The 16,203-nt window shown below is 59.5% G+C and carries 13 protein-coding genes; 9 read left to right on the top strand and 4 right to left on the bottom strand.

Annotated features, from left to right (window positions below; all coding sequences use genetic code 11):
- Positions 1 to 10 precede the first annotated feature (10 nt).
- Genes J2W49_RS19955 through J2W49_RS19945 form a run of 3 tightly spaced genes read right to left on the bottom strand, consistent with a single transcriptional unit; the run spans position 11 to position 2,902 of the window.
- The gene (locus tag J2W49_RS19955; protein ID WP_310320398.1) at positions 11 to 799 is read right to left on the bottom strand and encodes an SDR family oxidoreductase; all 789 of its coding nucleotides are present in this window, start codon (positions 797 to 799) and stop codon (positions 11 to 13) included.
- 2 nt (positions 800 to 801) lie between these two features.
- Complete coding sequence (locus tag J2W49_RS19950) at positions 802 to 1,800, bottom strand: Fe(II)-2OG oxygenase family protein (RefSeq protein WP_310320396.1); 999 nt, start codon at positions 1,798 to 1,800, stop codon at positions 802 to 804.
- Between the two features lie 25 nt (positions 1,801 to 1,825).
- Complete coding sequence (locus tag J2W49_RS19945; RefSeq protein WP_310320395.1) at positions 1,826 to 2,902, bottom strand: hypothetical protein; 1,077 nt, start codon at positions 2,900 to 2,902, stop codon at positions 1,826 to 1,828.
- Positions 2,903 to 3,517: 615 nt separating this feature from the next.
- Between J2W49_RS19945 and J2W49_RS19940 the strand changes: the two genes are divergently transcribed.
- From J2W49_RS19940 to J2W49_RS19920, 5 genes are all read left to right on the top strand, one after another.
- Positions 3,518 to 7,228 (top strand): ATP-binding protein, encoded by a 3,711-nt coding sequence (locus J2W49_RS19940; RefSeq protein WP_310320394.1) that lies wholly within the window; start codon positions 3,518 to 3,520, stop codon positions 7,226 to 7,228.
- Positions 7,218 to 7,898 carry a hypothetical protein gene (locus tag J2W49_RS19935; protein ID WP_310320393.1) on the top strand — a complete coding sequence of 227 codons (681 nt, stop codon included), beginning with the start codon at positions 7,218 to 7,220 and terminating at the stop codon, positions 7,896 to 7,898. The genes J2W49_RS19940 and J2W49_RS19935 overlap by 11 nt, the downstream gene beginning before the upstream one ends.
- 55 nt (positions 7,899 to 7,953) lie before the next feature.
- Entirely contained in the window at positions 7,954 to 9,144 is a 1,191-nt protein-coding gene (locus tag J2W49_RS19930) for a hypothetical protein (RefSeq protein ID WP_310320391.1), read from the top strand.
- The gene (locus J2W49_RS19925) at positions 9,141 to 9,962 is read left to right on the top strand and encodes a DUF7281 domain-containing protein (RefSeq protein ID WP_310320389.1); all 822 of its coding nucleotides are present in this window, start codon (positions 9,141 to 9,143) and stop codon (positions 9,960 to 9,962) included. The genes J2W49_RS19930 and J2W49_RS19925 overlap by 4 nt, the downstream gene beginning before the upstream one ends.
- A gap of 234 nt (positions 9,963 to 10,196) precedes the next feature.
- The gene (locus J2W49_RS19920; RefSeq protein WP_310320387.1) at positions 10,197 to 10,958 is read left to right on the top strand and encodes a hypothetical protein; all 762 of its coding nucleotides are present in this window, start codon (positions 10,197 to 10,199) and stop codon (positions 10,956 to 10,958) included.
- Here the strand turns inward: J2W49_RS19920 and J2W49_RS19915 are convergent.
- Positions 10,943 to 12,136 (bottom strand): 3-hydroxybenzoate 6-monooxygenase, encoded by a 1,194-nt coding sequence (locus J2W49_RS19915; protein ID WP_310320385.1) that lies wholly within the window; start codon positions 12,134 to 12,136, stop codon positions 10,943 to 10,945. The two genes, J2W49_RS19920 and J2W49_RS19915, sit on opposite strands and share 16 nt — an antisense overlap.
- On the opposite strand from J2W49_RS19915, the gene J2W49_RS19910 reads away from it, so the two are divergent.
- From J2W49_RS19910 to J2W49_RS19895, 4 genes are all read left to right on the top strand, one after another.
- Positions 12,135 to 13,124, top strand: coding sequence for a LysR family transcriptional regulator (locus tag J2W49_RS19910; protein WP_310320430.1), 990 nt, complete (start codon positions 12,135 to 12,137; stop codon positions 13,122 to 13,124). The genes J2W49_RS19915 and J2W49_RS19910 overlap by 2 nt on opposite strands.
- Positions 13,125 to 13,298: 174 nt before the next feature.
- Positions 13,299 to 14,132: a fumarylacetoacetate hydrolase family protein gene (locus tag J2W49_RS19905; protein WP_310320384.1), complete on the top strand. Its 834-nt coding sequence runs from the start codon at positions 13,299 to 13,301 to the stop codon at positions 14,130 to 14,132.
- Positions 14,129 to 15,163 carry a gentisate 1,2-dioxygenase gene (gene gtdA, locus J2W49_RS19900; protein ID WP_310320382.1) on the top strand — a complete coding sequence of 345 codons (1,035 nt, stop codon included), beginning with the start codon at positions 14,129 to 14,131 and terminating at the stop codon, positions 15,161 to 15,163. Before J2W49_RS19905 ends, gtdA begins: the two co-directional genes overlap by 4 nt.
- A gap of 58 nt (positions 15,164 to 15,221) precedes the next feature.
- Positions 15,222 to 16,181 (top strand): helix-turn-helix transcriptional regulator, encoded by a 960-nt coding sequence (locus J2W49_RS19895; protein ID WP_310320381.1) that lies wholly within the window; start codon positions 15,222 to 15,224, stop codon positions 16,179 to 16,181.
- Positions 16,182 to 16,203: the final 22 nt, after the last annotated feature.

Here is a 16,203-nt window from a genome sequence, read left to right as displayed (position 1 = left end):
TCGAGTCCTTTTAGGTAACGGCGTCGAGTGCAGGAGTCATGGACCCCTGGCGATGAACGCCTCGAACATACATGCTCTGCGCCACCGGGAATAGCGACACTTCCTGCACATTGACGTGCGAAGGCTGTTGGTGAATCCATCGAACAGTCTTGGCGATGTCGGCGGCTTCTAGTGGCGTAAAGCCGGCGAATCTCTCGTCGGCCGACATCCCCGGCTGACCATCGAGTAGGCCGGTACGGGTCGTGCCAGGTTGGATGCAGGTAACACGCACGGCCGATCCGTGCAAATCTGAACGTACACAACGTACCAACTGCTGGACATATGCCTTGCTTGCCGCGTACGCGGCCATAAGTGGTGCAGCATCTTGCCCGGCGACAGAACCGAGTACGACAATCGTGCCTGCGCCTCGACGCAATAGCACCGTGGCAAGATCTCGCACCACAAATGTAGTGCCCAGTACATTGGTAGCCACGATCTCCTCGATATCACGATCGCGCATCTTCGTGAGCGGCATTCCCTGGCAAGCGCAACCGGCGCTGTGAACTACCAGTTCGACCCTGTCCAATGGCACACCGATTTCATACAGGCGCGAGGACAAGCCGGGGCGGGCGACATCGTGTTCTATGCCCACGAAGGCTTGTGGCCAGCTCGCAACCAGATCATTCATGGCCTTGACACTTCGAGCGACACCAGCGACACAGAACCCTTCCGAGAGCAACTCCTCTGCCACTGCCCTTCCGATGCCAGTGCTGGCACCTGTCACCAAGCACCAGCGACCTACCTTGCTATGCGAGTGCATCGTTAGCCGTTGATCAGGTAGTCTGAACCAGGCACGACGTGCGGCAAATGTGGGGCAATCGAATACACATTCACCGTTTTGATACTCCAGCGCAATCGCTGGGCCACTTCGTCACGAATGCGACCGATTTCCTTGCCGTGCAACGACAGATTGTTAGAAATTGATACGAAGTCGCCTGGCCGCATTAGAACTCGGCGCTTTTTTGCGTGAAGAGCAGCCTTTACTTCTGTCACGGCTTGGCGAGCTGCGTCGTTCAGACCTTCTGTCCGGTTCTCAAAGAAGCGGAAATCGACGTCGCGCGTGAGGACTGCATGGTCAGGTGCCTTGCCCAGTTTGACGTTGCCGGTCATCACGGTGAGATCGTCGTAAGGTGTATAAAACCAGGGCTCACGCAGAGCCGAAAGAGTCGAAGCGCTAAGCGATTTCAGAATATCGTGGCTTGACACGAAGGTCGTGAATATCTCGTTTTCTTCGCTGCTGCGCAGGCCCAAGATATTGACTAAGTCCGGGCGCACGTAATGGTTGGCGAGGTCCTTGTGGAAGAAGATCGGTCCTAGCGCTTTTTGCGACTGAGTAGCCTTCAAGTTTTCCTTTGGAAAGATGTCTTGAAACACATCTCCATCGTTCACGTTCAAGTATGAGATTGGGTGCTCACCCGCCACTTCAGCGTAGAGTTGAAGAAACGCCTCAGCCACGAATGTTTTCTTCGATTGGTGTTTTTCTGCCACGGGGTTCTCATTTGAGAACTCAGGCAGTACCGAGTCTATGGGACAGTTCTCCAGGAATACGAATGGCTTCTCGTAGGCCGATCCGCGGCGGCGGCTTTCCATGAAGTCGCGCAACCGGATTAGGTTCGGGTCGTTCGCGACCAGCATCCGAAGCTCGTGGCGAAACGACGTATACGCCTTGTACGGGCTGATGCGAATGCCCTCTAAGCGCTTAATCAATGCTTCGCGCTCTGCGGTCGTGAAACTAAAGTCGACGGGTAATTCACGGTACATTCTGGATATCTCCTTGGTTTGATTTTTACTGCACGAGAAGCTTTCCCAGCCCAGACTTTCCTAGGACAGGATCGAGAACAATGTTGAGCAGTGGAACGTCTGCCTCAGCCAGCCATTCAAGAGCAGGCTCCACCGCATTTGCATCGATGGAGCTTCGTACGCCATGCCAAGCTGGAAAGTCGGGGTCGTCCCCGCTGAACACCGCATCTGCAATTTCAGAAATGGCCATTTGCGACGTACGTCGAGTTGAAATCACAGTAAGGCCATCCGCATGGCCAGGTTGAAGCTGTGCACATACGACGCCTGCTATGGGCGCGCTTCGTGCATAGTGCCGGCCGAGTACCTCATTAAAGTGGAAAGGTGGCACGATGCGTTTATGCGCCTGTTCGTAGCTCCGACGATACAGACGCGCCGATGGCGGCTCTACACCTTCCAGGGCGGCGTCGAACACTTGACCCAGTTCTGGATAATCCAAAATGGTGCCTTCGCAATACGAGAGATAGCTCGGCCAAGACCAAATTGTGCGTCCGTCGAAAGAGTCTAAAAGCACACGGTCATTGGAGAGTGGCGTCGCGCCATGACGTAGTACGCTATCGATAAATAACGTCGACTTACCTGCGCCTTTATTACCAAGAAAAAGCCAAGCCGCGCCGTGCACGATCACTGCACTTGCATGGAGCATGCAAGAGAATCGCGCATCGCGACGCCACAACGCGAGGTTGCGCGCGGCGTGGAAAACAAGTTCTGCGGTGCGCTGGGAGCGTCCCGGTACGGTATACACATCGAGACGTGAATCATTCACATGAAAACGGAAGAGCATGCCCAAAGCGGGCAAATAGATTCCAGCAGGCTCGACCGGCCCTTTTAGATTCCAGTGTGAATAGTTAAGGGAACGATGGAAATGACCCCACTCATTCCATGTTGTAACCGCATCAGATAGTTCTGTTGCACTCGACAAATGAACTCGGATATCAATAGCGGACGAGACGGTAGTCGCATCACCCTCGTACATGCTGTCCATGCGTGCGAAAAATGATGGCTCACATGAAGCCCCTCCGAGCGTGAATGCGCTGTCCAAGATCTGATGATCTGTTTTTTGCAAGATGGACTCCCGAAATATATTAGCTGGTAGCAATTGCCCGCCATCTCCAGTTGACGGCGGCAGATTTATGGTGATGACAACTTGCCATACCGGCCTGACTTTGCGGCAGCACGTGACACCAATGGCACGTCGACCTTTAATATCTCACTGATAAAATTCCATCGATTAAGAAGATCTCACCATAAAAATCTCCAAACCAAACAGCCAAGTAGCTGAGAGTAATCGCGAATGGATAATAGGGGAGATTGCTGCGCAAGCGCCATTTACCACTCGAGGATGCCTCGCGTCATCATTTATCCATCCTCTGATTTTTTTTGATTTTCAAATGTTAGGGAGTAGGTCTAAATTTGTAACCTGTTAAAAATGATAGGTGACAATCCCGTCGGCAGCGCCGAGAGGGAAGCGTGCAAAGGACGGTGAGTTGGCGGTGAATGCCCCAAAATGAACGCACTGCCGTGCTATTGAACAGCCCCGGGAACTGGGGATGCCGGTTGATTTACCTCCAGTCTGTGAACTCCCGGTCATCTTGAAGAAGGGCTGTCCGTCTTAGCTTGCAGCTAACATGCCTCCAAGAACATTGAACGGAGGCTCAACGTGACATCACGCCTACGGCGCATGCTGCTGGTCAACACCCGAACCAGTGGCCGGGCCACCTCTGCCAGCATCAATGAAATAGATCCACGAGGAGGCGCGGCCGTCACCGGGGACAACTCCGTGGGCAAGACCACGACACTGGAACTCTTCCCGTTGTTCTTTGGCACCCTGCCGAGCCAAATCACGGAGACGGTAGGAGGACGCGAACCTATGCTGAAGTTCGTTCTGCCTATGCCGCAGAGCGCAATCGTCTTCGAGTATCAGCGCGGAGAAGACGAAGCTCATGACGTGCGCTGCGCCGTCTTACGCCGCACGGACAACGACCATCGCCCCGTGTTTCGTTTGGTCAACGGCGACTTTCGAGCGGAGGCGTTCACACGCACAAACGAAGCCGGCGAACTCACCTTCTGCGACGACCGCCAGACAGCACAGGCATACGAGTCCATGGGAGTACAGGTCTCACAGCTGCTCGACATCTCCGATTACAGGGCCGTGATACTGGGCACAGAGGCACGGACTCAAGATGCCAAAAAGCTGCGCGTACTCAGCACCGTCTACGGCTTCGGCTCGCGTCTGACCAATCTGGACCGGCTGATTGCTGCGGTGGCCAAGGAGCGCGTCGACTTCAAGGACTTTGTCAGGTTGGCCATCACCATCGTGCAAGAGCGCTTGAGCTCCCATGGGGATGCTCCCAGCCGTCAGCGTGTGACCCTTCGTCAGAGCAAGGAACAGATTCAGCGCTGGTTGCGCGACCGCCAAGCGCTGGAGCTGGCGTTTTCAATGACCAAGGATGTCGAACTGCTGCGTGAAGCCGGCAAGGAACACACCCAGGCAGAAACCGACCTTCGCGCCGCGCGCCAACGCATCGCCCCAGCTCTGGTATTGCGGCGAGACCAGAGCCACACGAACAGCAGGTCGCTGTCCAAAACGCAAACGGCTCAGACCGAACATGCGGTTGCGGGACAGACTCTGTACCAGACCTTGAGCGAGTCGGCCCTGGAAGCGAGCAAAGCACTGCTTGCGGCCAAAGCGGCAGTCACCGCCGAGGAGGCTCGCCGGGAATCTCTTTCGCTCAACGTGGTTCAGTCTTGGAGCGCGGCCGCTGAACGGATCCCCCAACTTCAAAACGATCACGCGGCCGTGAAGGTACAGATTGAGAGCCTCAGCGGCCGAGCCAGCGAGATCAGCTCCAACTACAAGGAACTGATTCATAACGCCCGGCTGGTGGCCACCACGGAAGCAGCCAAGCTCCGCGAAGGTAAGGAGGAGGCGCGAACGCGCAGCTCCACTGAAGCCGCCCGCCTGAACGACGTGCACCAGCAGCGTGTTCGCGAGGCCGAAGATGAGCTCAATGGCCAAGTCGATGAAATTCAACCCAAGCTCGATGAGGTGATCGAGTCCAAAGCGACACTGAAGGCTCAGATCAGTTCGGCGCAAGCCAGCGCAGCGGCACAAGAAGCCCTCGAGGAGGCAAGGCATGCAGTCCAGGTTGCGCAGGACCTGCAGACGACTGCGGTGCGATTGGCTGGCAACGCGGCTTTGAAGAGCCAGGCGGCCACGCGAGCATTTCAGGATGCTGAAGGCGCAGTGACGAGAGCACAGACCCGTGTGAACGATTGTGAACAACAAGCACTTGAGGCACAGGCGAGGCTGACACCCGCCGACGGCACGCTACTCAGCGCACTTCGGTCAAGCCCCGACGACGGCTGGAAGTCCTCGCTGGCCAAGATCGTGGACCCAGCTCTGCTGCAGCGCAGCGATCTCGACCCCGTTCACTTGACGGATGAGGTCAATGACACCGCATACGGTTGGCGCCTGAACACGTTGGGCATTGAGGCCCCCGCTTGGACTGATGACCAACTGATGCGTGACGCCCTGATCCAGGCACAAAACAACGTCGCCGCGGCACTCGACAAGCTCCAGTCGGCGAAAGATGCCATGGCGACCGCAGGCAAGTCCGATCAGGAGACCGCAGACGCAAGCCGGCTCGCTGAGGCAGAGTCAAGTGCGGCGACATCGCGGCTGGAGGCCCGCAAGCATGCACTGACAATCGCGCAATCGACCTGCGACCTGGAAATCAAGGCTTTGAAGGTGGAAGGCCAAACCCGTCTGAATGCTCTCGAACAAACGTTCCAGGAACTCAAGAACCAATTAAAGGCAGCTCAAAACGCTCAACAAGCCACCAACGCGCGGCTTCGCACCGAATTGCAGGCAGCGCTGAGGGAAAACGATCAAAAACTGGGAGAAGAGCTTGCAAGGATCGAGCAAACGGCCATTGCAGCCCAGCAGAGAGGCGAAGCATCCGCAACCCGGTTGCAGGCGGAGTTGGACGGCGAACTCAGAAGCGCCGGTGTCGACCCCGATCGCCTGAGAGCCCTCACCGAGCGCTTGAACAAGCTCTACCAGGAAATCGTTGATGCAGAGTCGCGGCGGCCAACAGTTGACCTCTGGCGCGCATGGCTGAGCGAGGGCGGTGACCAGATTTTGGCCACCCTTGTCGAGCGACGACGCATGGCCGAGACTGAAAGCACCCGAGCCCAGGATGAACTCAGTCGCCACAACCGGACCTTCAAGGACAAACAGGCTGAATTCATTGCCGATATCGAGCGTCTGGAGAGAATCGGCCGGCGCATGGATCAAGAAATCCAAGAGCTGGTAGATCTGCTGAAGACGCTCGGCCTGTCAGAGGTCACCACCCGCGAGTCTGAGCCCGACATGAGCGTGGACGATCTCAAGGGGGATCTAGGCCGCGCGCAGTCAAGGGTAGAGAAGTGCTACGACCAGGTGACAAGACGGGCCTCACCCATTCGCGATGCGCTCACCGGCACTACCAGCGCGGTCTCCGAATTCGTCCAGACCAACCTGAGCGCCTTGGCCGACGGCACCAGCCGGATCCGCTTGGCTGAAGAGCTGTGCACCCTGCACAAGGAGCTGGGTCGCCAAGTCCTGCCCAATGTGATCAACGAGGCGTCTGTCATCCTGCAGCAAGTGCGTCAGTTCCGCGGCATCATCACACGATTTGAGGCAGAGGTGAAGCGTTTCAACGCGGACCTTCAGAAGGGATTGAGCGTCGCCCGTTTCAAGCGTATTGAAGATTTCAAGGTGGCCATCGTCTCCAACTTCGCCGACTTGGAACTCATGAAAGAGGTCGATGAGATCGAGCGCGTGGCGCGCGATCACGAAACCAGCATCCGGGTGAGCGACAGTGCACAGCTGCCAGATGCCCGCACGGCTGGCGCGTTGACCAAGTTCCTGGCTCTTCTACGCTCTGACTCCACTGTGGAGCTTGACCTGGCATCGCATGTGGGGCTGCGGGGCAGCGTGACAATCAACGGCGAGACTCGCCACTTCAGTCGTGAGGCCGATCTGGAGCACATCTCCTCCACCGGTATCAACGCGATCATCCTGATCAGCCTGCTCGTGGGCATGCTCAACATGGTTCGGGGCAAGGCCGACGTCTACATTCCTTGGATCTCAGACGAGGTTGGCAAATTCGATCCCGGAAACTTCAAGGGACTCATGGACACGCTGAGAGAGAACCGCATCGACCCGGTCACAGCCTCACCCAAACTCACGCCCGCCGAATTTCGCCATTTTGAGCGCCGCTATGTGTTCCGTGATCGAGGGGTGATTGGCCTCTTTGCCCCAGTGGCGAGCCGCAGTGGGTCCACCCCAACCAATGGACGCGCCAAGATGGCGGCTCGCGCCGATGGAGCTGCCCATGAAGCCTGAGACTCTGAAAGAACTGCTGGCGGGTAACTTCATCTGCCAATTCGCCTTTCCAGAGGCATATGAGGACCTCACCTCCCTGGGCGAATCCGATCGGGTTGATGCTTGGCTGGCCAGTCTTGATCGACGGCTAGCTCGACTCGGCGAAGACGGGGCCTTCTATGTGGCCCCTCTTCAGGTGCACCGCAACGAGGACGTGTCCAAAGTGAGGGCCGATCTGATCCGATTTCGGGACAGCCATGGGTTGCTTACCCAGATGCTCAACCTGGTGCGGCTGGCCAAAGAGGGATTTCGGGGGGTACCGGGCGAATTCGTACAGCTCGCTGAGATCGTGCTTAGGGTCAATGAAGATTCGACCCTCGTTGCGCAGCTGCGTGAACTTCGCATTCCGGGTGCCGACTCGCGCTGGTCCAACCACGACCTCTTGCGCCGGATGCTTGAAAAACTCAAGGCCGATGGATACCTCATCGTCTCCAATGAGGCCAGCGAGATCTATCAGATCACCGGCAAGATCGATCACCTTCATCAGGTGCTTCAGTATCTGGTGGAGAACGTGCCCGAACTCTCAGAGGCACCCTTGGAGGAGTTGGGCGAAGGCGAAGAAAGCCAGCAACAAGCGACAGAGCAGTCGGACCTTTTGCGCAACATTGGTCAGGAGGCAGAGCGTGAGTGATGCGCCCAATCACATCCAGCAGCTGCTCAAGGCACTGTCCGAACACAGCGCACTGGTGGGAGATGCCATGCGCGGACCCGTCTCCACCGGCGGGAAGCGCGACAAAGGGGTAGAGACGCTGATCCGCATGCGCGCGCTGATGCCTGTGGATGAAGACACCTATTACCTCAACCCCCTGCTGCGTGAGTTCATCGGCGACTACGTGGTCAGCTACGGCGCGTTTCGCCAACTCACACGTCTGGACAGCCCGATACGGCAGTTGCGCCTGGAGTTCGACAGCCTTCGCGACTTTCGTCGGGAAGGGTCCCTGCGCGATTCGGACCGGGCCATGAGCAGGCTGGAAGAAGCGATCGCCCGAATCGGTTTTTACATGGACCAAAACCTGCAACTGCTCAGCGCCAAGGTTTCGACCAACTTCGGCGACGTGGACTCGGTGGGCGGCAAGATTCGTGAGAACCAGTTCTACTATGGTGAGGTCAAGCGCTTCGCCCAGCAAATCAGCAGCCTGGACTCCAAGGCACAGGAGATGGATCTGCAGTCCATCGGAGAGGGCTTCTCGGAGGTGCACCGCCTGCTCAATGTGCGCATCCTCTCTCGCCTGCGCGACTGGGCCGCGCGCATCACCGACATTCAGCGCGTGGTTTCAAAGAACCTGTTCTCGCTTCGCCAGCTCGAGACGCAGCAGAGAAACCTGGCTCGTGTGGCGCTCTGGCTGTCCAAGAACCGTTTGAGTGATGGCTTTGACGTAGACATCACGGCAGAGGTTGCCGATCGCCTGGCGGCACCGGTTTCACTGACCAGCACCTGGAACATCGATGTCACAGACACAGATCCGGTCGTAGCCCAGGGCATGCTCGCCGCAGCCAAACGTCTGCCCTTGGCCGCGCCGGTCCCGAAGCAGACTCCATTGGATCCACCGGTGGTGGTCTCTACCCAACAGGTGATCGAGCAGTCACCGTCCGCTCCGATCGATGAGCTCATCGATGCCTATCTTGACTTCATCACCAGCGAGGCCGCGTTTGATGAGCACGCCGATCTTTCGCTGCTACGTTGGCGGCAACGCAACAGCGCCGCCTACGGATTGGAGAGCGACACCACCGATGAAGAATGGCTTCTGTACGCCTATTCGCAGATATCCTCCGCCGGATTTGTCGTGGATCTGGACATAAGGCCCCGTGCTCCGAGTGAGTTCAACGACTTTTTCACCGATGCGATGGCCCGCCTGGATCTCCGCACCAGCGTATGAACTTCACGCACTATCAGATCACGTTCCTGCGCCACCTGGCCTCTGGCGTCGCTGCCGAAAAGGCGGCAACTCAAGCAGCCGATTTCTTTCACACACAGCACGGCCTCGGCCAGCGTGCTGGATCGCGGTACCTCTATGGCGAAATCGATACCGATCGAGCCCGTCAGCTACTGATCAATCGTGGCATCGCCTTGGCTTCGGCTGTTCAGGCCTTGCGCCGCAGTGATGCGGCCAACAACAACCCGGGCAACGAAAAGAGTGGGACTCTTTCTCCCCACTTCGACTCGGTGGCCATCAAGACGGCACATGGACAGTGTCTTCTGGAAAGGGTTCCAGTGGCCCGCAGCGGCTACCAAGTGGTCACGCTCGATCAAGCGAACTCGGTGCGCACCGACGTGCTGTTGGTGGTGGAAAACCTCGAGAGCTTTCGTTTTCTGGAGCGCAACTGCTGGATCGACTTCCAAGAGAAAAGCGTCCTGGCGGTCTTCCGAGGGGACAACGTATTGCGAGCCGACATAGCCACAAGATTGCTCGAGTCCAGAACAGAGCCCGTCTGGGCCTACTTCGACTTCGACCCAGCCGGCCTCGGCATGGCCGCTCGCCTGCCTCGTCTAGAACGCTTGCTCTTACCACCAGAAGGCATCCTCAGTGCAGCAGCCCGGCGCTCCAACCAGGTTCATCTGTTTGCCGACCAGATGGCTCAGTGGGCAACGACGCTCGACGCAGATGGCCGGGAAATGCTCACGACACCATGGCGCCACATGCAGCGCATACGCATGGGACTGGCTCAAGAACATATGGATGCACTCAAGCCCTAGTACCGACCTTGCTCTTCTATGAAAGGTCTGCGCCACACCTGCCGTTGCGGTCTTGGTTCCGAACTCACTCGTCCGGCTCGGCTGTTTGTCTTCACACGCACGGCCCCTTGCCATCAAGGTACGCTTTGCCAATGAACAAAGAACTTCAGCGAACTTTCAGTGATTTCTCGAAAGCGCCATCTGCCGACGAGGTGATCTCTCTGCTGGCGGGATATTTCGAGTGAGGAGCCGTCGGTGAAGGACAACGCACTCTACTTTCCATACATCTCCATCCCTGATCGGGTGTGGACCGTCAAGACACTGCTCTACTGGGACAAGGTTAGCTCCATTGTTCCCGCCGAATATATCGAAGCGCCCGAAAAACTCGGTGACTACATGCACGGCCTCGTGCAGGCGGGGCTGGTCGAGCAACTGTTCCCTGGGGAACATGTGCGTCGCATCAACGGGTTCACCGAACGCTTCATGACCATCCTGACACGACGCCTTCCCGAGCGCCGAGAAGAATGGCTTTCAGGCCCGAGCAGCTCGCTTCATATGGATAAGCTGGGTGATGTGCAGTACCAGCTCCTTGAACTCGGGCTGGCACGCCAATCCGAACAGTGGACGCTGGTGCCCACTGAGGTGGCGAACCTGTTCATGGCGTACCTGGCCGCATGCATCGGAGAACAGCCGGAAGTTCGTGCAACGCCCGTGACGGATCGCCTCGCTTATGGGCGACTGACCTCGGGCCTCGGGCTGCGGATTCCTCGAGAAGACATCCACCACCTCAAGGCCCGCGAAGTGAGCTTGGGCAAGCTATTACCTGTTCCTGCGCAGAAGGTAACGATCGATCAATTGCTGGGCTGTTGCCGGCATAGTCGACGGCACCTCCCTCCGCTTTCGCCGCACCGTCTAGAAAACCCGGGGCGATTCAGACACCTGCTGGACCGTGCGCATGAAGCCTCAACAAGCGTTCCTCAACACTGGAACAACAGGGAAGCTCAGCGATCATCGTAAAGCCAGGCGAGGCTCTCATAGGCCTGCTCCTGGGTCCTCTGCGACAGCATCTGGTTCCGCAGCTCACGTGCAACGCCGTGCGCGTGATAGACCTCTCCATACAGCCGCGCGGTCAATTGCACACGGCCGGTGCGCAGATAGCGGCCCCGCTCGTAAGCAAGAAAGGCCTCGGGCAAGGCTTCCGGGCACATCTCCACCTCGCGCGCCAGGGCGATGGCATCCTCCAGCGCCATGCACGCACCTTGCGCCATGTATTGCAGCATGGGGTGAGCCGCATCGCCGAGGAGGGTCACCCTGCCACGGCTCCAGCTCTTCACCGGGTCGCGGTCGCAGAGCACCCACATCCGCCAGGTCTCGATCCTCCCGAGCATTGTCCTGACCGCAGCGCAGTTCTGCGCAAAGCGGCTATGCAGTTCCTGCGGGTCCGCCTTGGCGTCCCAGCCTTCGACATACCGGTCGCTGTGGAACACCGCGACCAGGTTGAACAGCTCTCCTCCCCGCAAGGGGTACTGGACAAGGTGATTCCGAGGCCCTGCCCACAGCACCATGTCGTTCCAGCGGAGCTCTTCGGGCACTTCGGACACCGGGAGCACGGCGCGATAGGCGATGTGCCCCGATATGCGCGGCGGTCCGTCGCCGAGCAGCTGCGCTCGCACCTTCGACCACAGCCCGTCACAGCCGATCAAGGCACAGCCACGCTCCTGAGTGCCATCCTCCAGGAGAGCCGTGACGCCGTTCGGATCCTGCTCGAAGCCGACCACCCTCGCGCGGGTGCGGACGTGGATGGAAGGCGTCGCTTCGCAGGCCTGGACCAGGATGGCATGTAGATCTGCCCGATAAATCAGCGCATAGGGCTGTCCAAAACGGGCGAGAAATGGCTGGCCGAGCGACATGCGGGTCACTTCCTCGCCGCTCAGGCCATCCCGCATCACCAGGCTGCCGGGATAGGCCAGCTTCGCCCGCACCTCATCCGAGATGCCCAGGCTGTCGAACATGCGAAAAGCGTTCGGGCCCAGCTGAATTCCCGCGCCGATCTCGCGCAGCGCCTCCGCCTGCTCCAGCAACTGCACCTCGTATCCCAATCGCGCCAGCGTCAGCGCCACGGCACATCCGCCGATTCCGCCGCCAGCGACGAGAAGCACATCCTTGCGTTTACTCATCGGTTCCTTGACTTGCATGGGAGCGAACGGTAAAAGGTCCTGGAACATTTGTCCATTAAATGCCAATGATGCGGCCCATAACATGGAGAACATAGACCTACGCTCCCTGCTGTTGCTGGACGAGATCTACAAGGCTCGGAGCCTTTCTGCAGCGGCGGACAAGCTGGGCTTGACACAGCCAGGCGCGAGCCTCGCGCTGACGCGTCTGCGCCGGCAGTTCGATGACGCTCTGTTCGTGCGCACCACGAGTGGCATGCAAGGCACTTCCCTGCTGGAAGAGCTGATGCCGACCATCCGACAGGGCATCGTTGCTTTGCAGGCGGCGCGTTCGTTTCGAATGCAGTTCGTTGCGCCGGACTCCGACCGGATCTTTCGCATCAGCATGACGGATGTCGGCCAGATCGTGCTGCTGCCACCGCTGTTGGATCGATTGGGGAAGGTGGCTCCAAACATTCGCGTCGAGGTCAGCACGATCGACAAGCACGTGCACAAAACACTCGAAGCCGGCGATATCGACCTGGCGGTCGGCTTTGTTTCCGAGGCGAGCGACAGCACGCTCCAGCAGGTTCTGTTCGAGGAAAGGTTTGCGTGTCTCGTGCGGCGAGACCATCCGCGAGTGGGTGATCGGCTCACCCTTCGCCAGTACCAGGCCGAGTCTCATGTGATGGTCACGACCTCGGGGACTGGCCACCACGTCGTCGAACGAACGCTCGAGAAGCTCAAAATCCGGCGCAGAGTGAGCGTGTGGCTGCCGAGTTTTCTGGGACTGTCCACCGTCATCGGCGCCACCGACCACATCTGCACACTGCCGCGCCGGGCCGCAGCGCTCATGGAGCAGCGGGGCGGTGTTCGAATGCTCGAATTACCGTTCGAACTGCCCTCGTACGTGGTCAAGCAGATCTGGCACGCCCGCCAAGCCCAGGACCCAGCCAACAAGTGGCTGCGCAACCAGCTTGCCGACATGTACGCGCAGGCACGCACCGGTCGGCAGCGGACGACGCGGTGAGCGCCGGATTTCATCCCCTTATGGTCTGCATCAGTCCCATTTAGTGGACGAATGGGGTGCAGCCGCCTATCGTTCCTCGTTGTGTGAGCGCCGATGCCGGCCAGTTCGTCTGGCCGCACGGAAACCCGCTCTGCAGCGAGAACCATGAAGATTTGCCGATTCAATAATGGCAGGTTGGGCGTCGTCGACAACGGGCAGGTCTGCGACGTCAGCGAGGCGCTGAACCTGCTGCCCGGCTGTGGCTATCCGTTCCCTCGGCACGACGTGCTGATGGAGCACCTCGACGAGGTGCGCGCCGTCATCAGTCGACTTCTGCCGGACGCCGAGCGCCTGCAGATCGACGCGGTGCGATTCGATCCGCCGGTGGCGAATCCGGGCAAAATCGTCGCCGCTCCGGTGAACTACACGCGGCACCTGCAGGAGGTTCTGAGCGATCCCAACCTGCACCACGACAACCAGATCAACCATATCGAGCGGGCCGGCCTGTTCCTGAAGGCGAACAGCTCCCTGATCGGAATGGGCGATCCGGTGGCCTATTGCCAGCCGGCGCGCAGAACGGACCACGAGGTGGAGCTGGTCGTGGTCATCGGCAAGCACTGCAAGAACATCCAGGCCGAAGATGCGTTGTCGGTTGTGGCCGGGTACAGCGTCGGACTCGACATGACCATTCGAGGTCCCGAGGAGCGCAGCATGCGCAAGTCGCCTGACACCTACACCGTCCTTGGCCCCTGGCTGGTGACGGCAGACGAGATTGCTGATCCCGGGGCGCTCGAACTTACGCTGGCGGTCAACGGCGCGACACGCCAGCAGGCCAACACGAGCGACCTGATCCTGGGTGTGCGGGAACTGATCGCCTTTGCAACACGCTTCTACACCCTGCATCCCGGTGACCTGCTCTTCACTGGCACGCCGGAGGGCGTGGGCCCCGTCGTTCCTGGAGACCGGATCGTCGCTTCCATCCAGCACGTGGGCGAGCTGCAGGTTCAGGTGGTGGGGGGTGCAGAGTGAACAGAAGCCAGGCGAGCGCGGAGCAGCTTGCGTTCTACGATCGGATCGATCAGCACGACATGGCGCCTCTCTGGGAAGTCCTGAAGGGCCTGCTGCCGCAAGAGCCGAAGTCGCCCTGTGTGCCGGCGCATTGGCGCTGGGAAACCACGCGGCCGCATCTCCTCGAAGCGGGAAGACTGATCGGCGCGAAGGAGGCGGAGCGGCGGGTGCTCGTTCTCGAGAACCCAGCCCTGCGCGGCCGATCGTGCATCACCCAAACCCTCTACGCCGGGCTCCAGCTGATCCTGCCGGGCGAGATCGCTCCGAGTCATCGCCATACGGCAACCGCAGTCAGACTCATCCTGGAGGGAACCGGTGGCTACACCACGGTGGATGGCGAGCGCACACCCATGCATCGCGGCGACTTCATCATCACCCCGTCTTGGTCCTACCACGACCATGGCAACGATGGTGCGGGTGCGGTGATCTGGCTCGATGGACTGGACGTGCCTCTGGTGCGGTTCTTCGACGCCGGTTTTTCACAGCAGTATCCCGAGGACGTCCAGCCGCTGACCAAGCCCTATGATGATTCCCTCGCTTGTATCGGGCCAGGCGTGATGGTGGATTCCGGCGAGCCGGTTGCGAAGCGCAATCCCCTGTTTCGCTATCCCTACGAGGAAGTTCGCAGCAAGTTGCATCGGCTCCATCTCCATGGGCACGTGCATCGCGCCCATGGTGTGCGCCTGCGCTATATCAACCCGGCGACCGGCGGCTGGCCCACCCTCACCATGGCCGCATGGATGCACCTGCTGCCAACAGACTTTGCCGGAGATGCCGTGCGGCGAACCGACGCGACGGTCTTTTGCGTCGTCGAAGGCGAAGGCCGCACGCAAGTTGGAGAGCGCGAGGTGGAATGGGCGCCGGGTGACGTATTCGTGGCGCCGTCCTGGACGGCGGTTGCCCACAGAGCCGACCGCGGCGCGGTGCTGTTCGCCATGTCGGACCGCCCTGTTCAGGAAGCGGCCGGCATCTGGCGGGAAGTGGCCGCCTGAGAGGCTGAGAGTCAGGCGACAGGGCGCGTCAACAAGCTTTTGTTGCAGACGGACATATATGCCAGCCCTACCGCTTGTTGATCTGAGCGAGTTGATTCGCCGCATCTACGCCGCTTCTCGGACCGGAGAGGTGAACGCGTTTCAAAGACGGGCGATCGACCTTCTCCGCCGACATGTGGGTTTCGACAAGGCATGGTGGGGCCGCGGTTCCGTCGCCGATGGCCGGCACAGCGTTCATTGCTCATTCGGCTGGAAGCTGCCGCAAGACATCGCAGAACGGTTCAACCTGACCGATCCCGACAACGTCGTCGCGCGCACGGTCGTGCGAGCACCCGGTCGCGCGCACTACTTCCCGCATGCCGAATTTGTCTCTCAGCCAAGCACGCGAGATCTGGCGGATCACATGGAGATCTGGCAATCCATTTGCCTCTGTGAGCTTGACGCTGAGACAGGCCTAACGACATTCATCTCCCTCGCGAGGAACAAAGCCACCCCGCGTTTCACCCGAGCGGACATGGAAATCCTTGAGCTCGTTGCACCCCATCTGTCCGCCGCACTCGACATGGCACTTGCCGATGAAATGGCCGCGCAGCGAAATGCCGACAAGACGGCGTTGCTGGTGGCGGATGCGATGGGTGCGGTCTACGTGGCCGAGCCGGGCGTTCTGGCCAACCTGCGCACGGAATGGCCCGACTGGACAGGCCCACTGCTGCCAGACAGTTTGATGGCGCAGATCCGGGCCCGGAAACCAGACTTCATCGGCCGCGAGCTGCAAGCGGCGATCCGGTGGAGCGGGGATCACGTGTTTCTCTCGGTTCGGCGGCGCGATCCCAAGGACATGCTGACCCGTCAAGAACGTGCCGTGGGCTTGGCGTTTGCCGCTGGCAACTCCTATCGGGAGGTTGCCGAGCAGCTGCAGATGTCGCCCGCGACGGTGCGTCATCACTTGCGTTCCGCCTATGTGAAGATGGGCGTTCGCGACAAGGCGGCGTTTGCCACGCGCCTCGCAGGGGCATGAGGCCTTGCCGGTGTCGCGCCGC

This window comes from Hydrogenophaga palleronii (assembly GCF_031457455.1).
In the GTDB taxonomy this organism is placed as follows: domain Bacteria; phylum Pseudomonadota; class Gammaproteobacteria; order Burkholderiales; family Burkholderiaceae_C; genus Hydrogenophaga; species Hydrogenophaga palleronii_A.
Note: the sequence above shows the minus strand (reverse complement) of the source record. Positions and strands in the feature narration are given on the sequence as shown.

Bases quoted from the DNA above. Each gene is read 5' to 3' on its own strand.
- J2W49_RS19935 (WP_310320393.1), top strand. From the start codon at position 7,218: ATGAAGCCTGAGACTCTGAAAGAACTGCTGGCGGGTAACTTCATCTGC.
- J2W49_RS19955 (WP_310320398.1), bottom strand. From the start codon at position 799: ATGCACTCGCATAGCAAGGTAGGTCGCTGGTGCTTGGTGACAGGTGCC.
- J2W49_RS19895 (WP_310320381.1), top strand. From the start codon at position 15,222: ATGCCAGCCCTACCGCTTGTTGATCTGAGCGAGTTGATTCGCCGCATC.
- J2W49_RS19925 (WP_310320389.1), top strand. From the start codon at position 9,141: ATGAACTTCACGCACTATCAGATCACGTTCCTGCGCCACCTGGCCTCT.
- J2W49_RS19940 (WP_310320394.1), top strand. From the start codon at position 3,518: ATGCTGCTGGTCAACACCCGAACCAGTGGCCGGGCCACCTCTGCCAGC.
- J2W49_RS19910 (WP_310320430.1), top strand. From the start codon at position 12,135: ATGGGAGCGAACGGTAAAAGGTCCTGGAACATTTGTCCATTAAATGCC.
- J2W49_RS19950 (WP_310320396.1), bottom strand. From the start codon at position 1,800: ATGTACCGTGAATTACCCGTCGACTTTAGTTTCACGACCGCAGAGCGC.
- J2W49_RS19915 (WP_310320385.1), bottom strand. From the start codon at position 12,136: ATGCAAGTCAAGGAACCGATGAGTAAACGCAAGGATGTGCTTCTCGTC.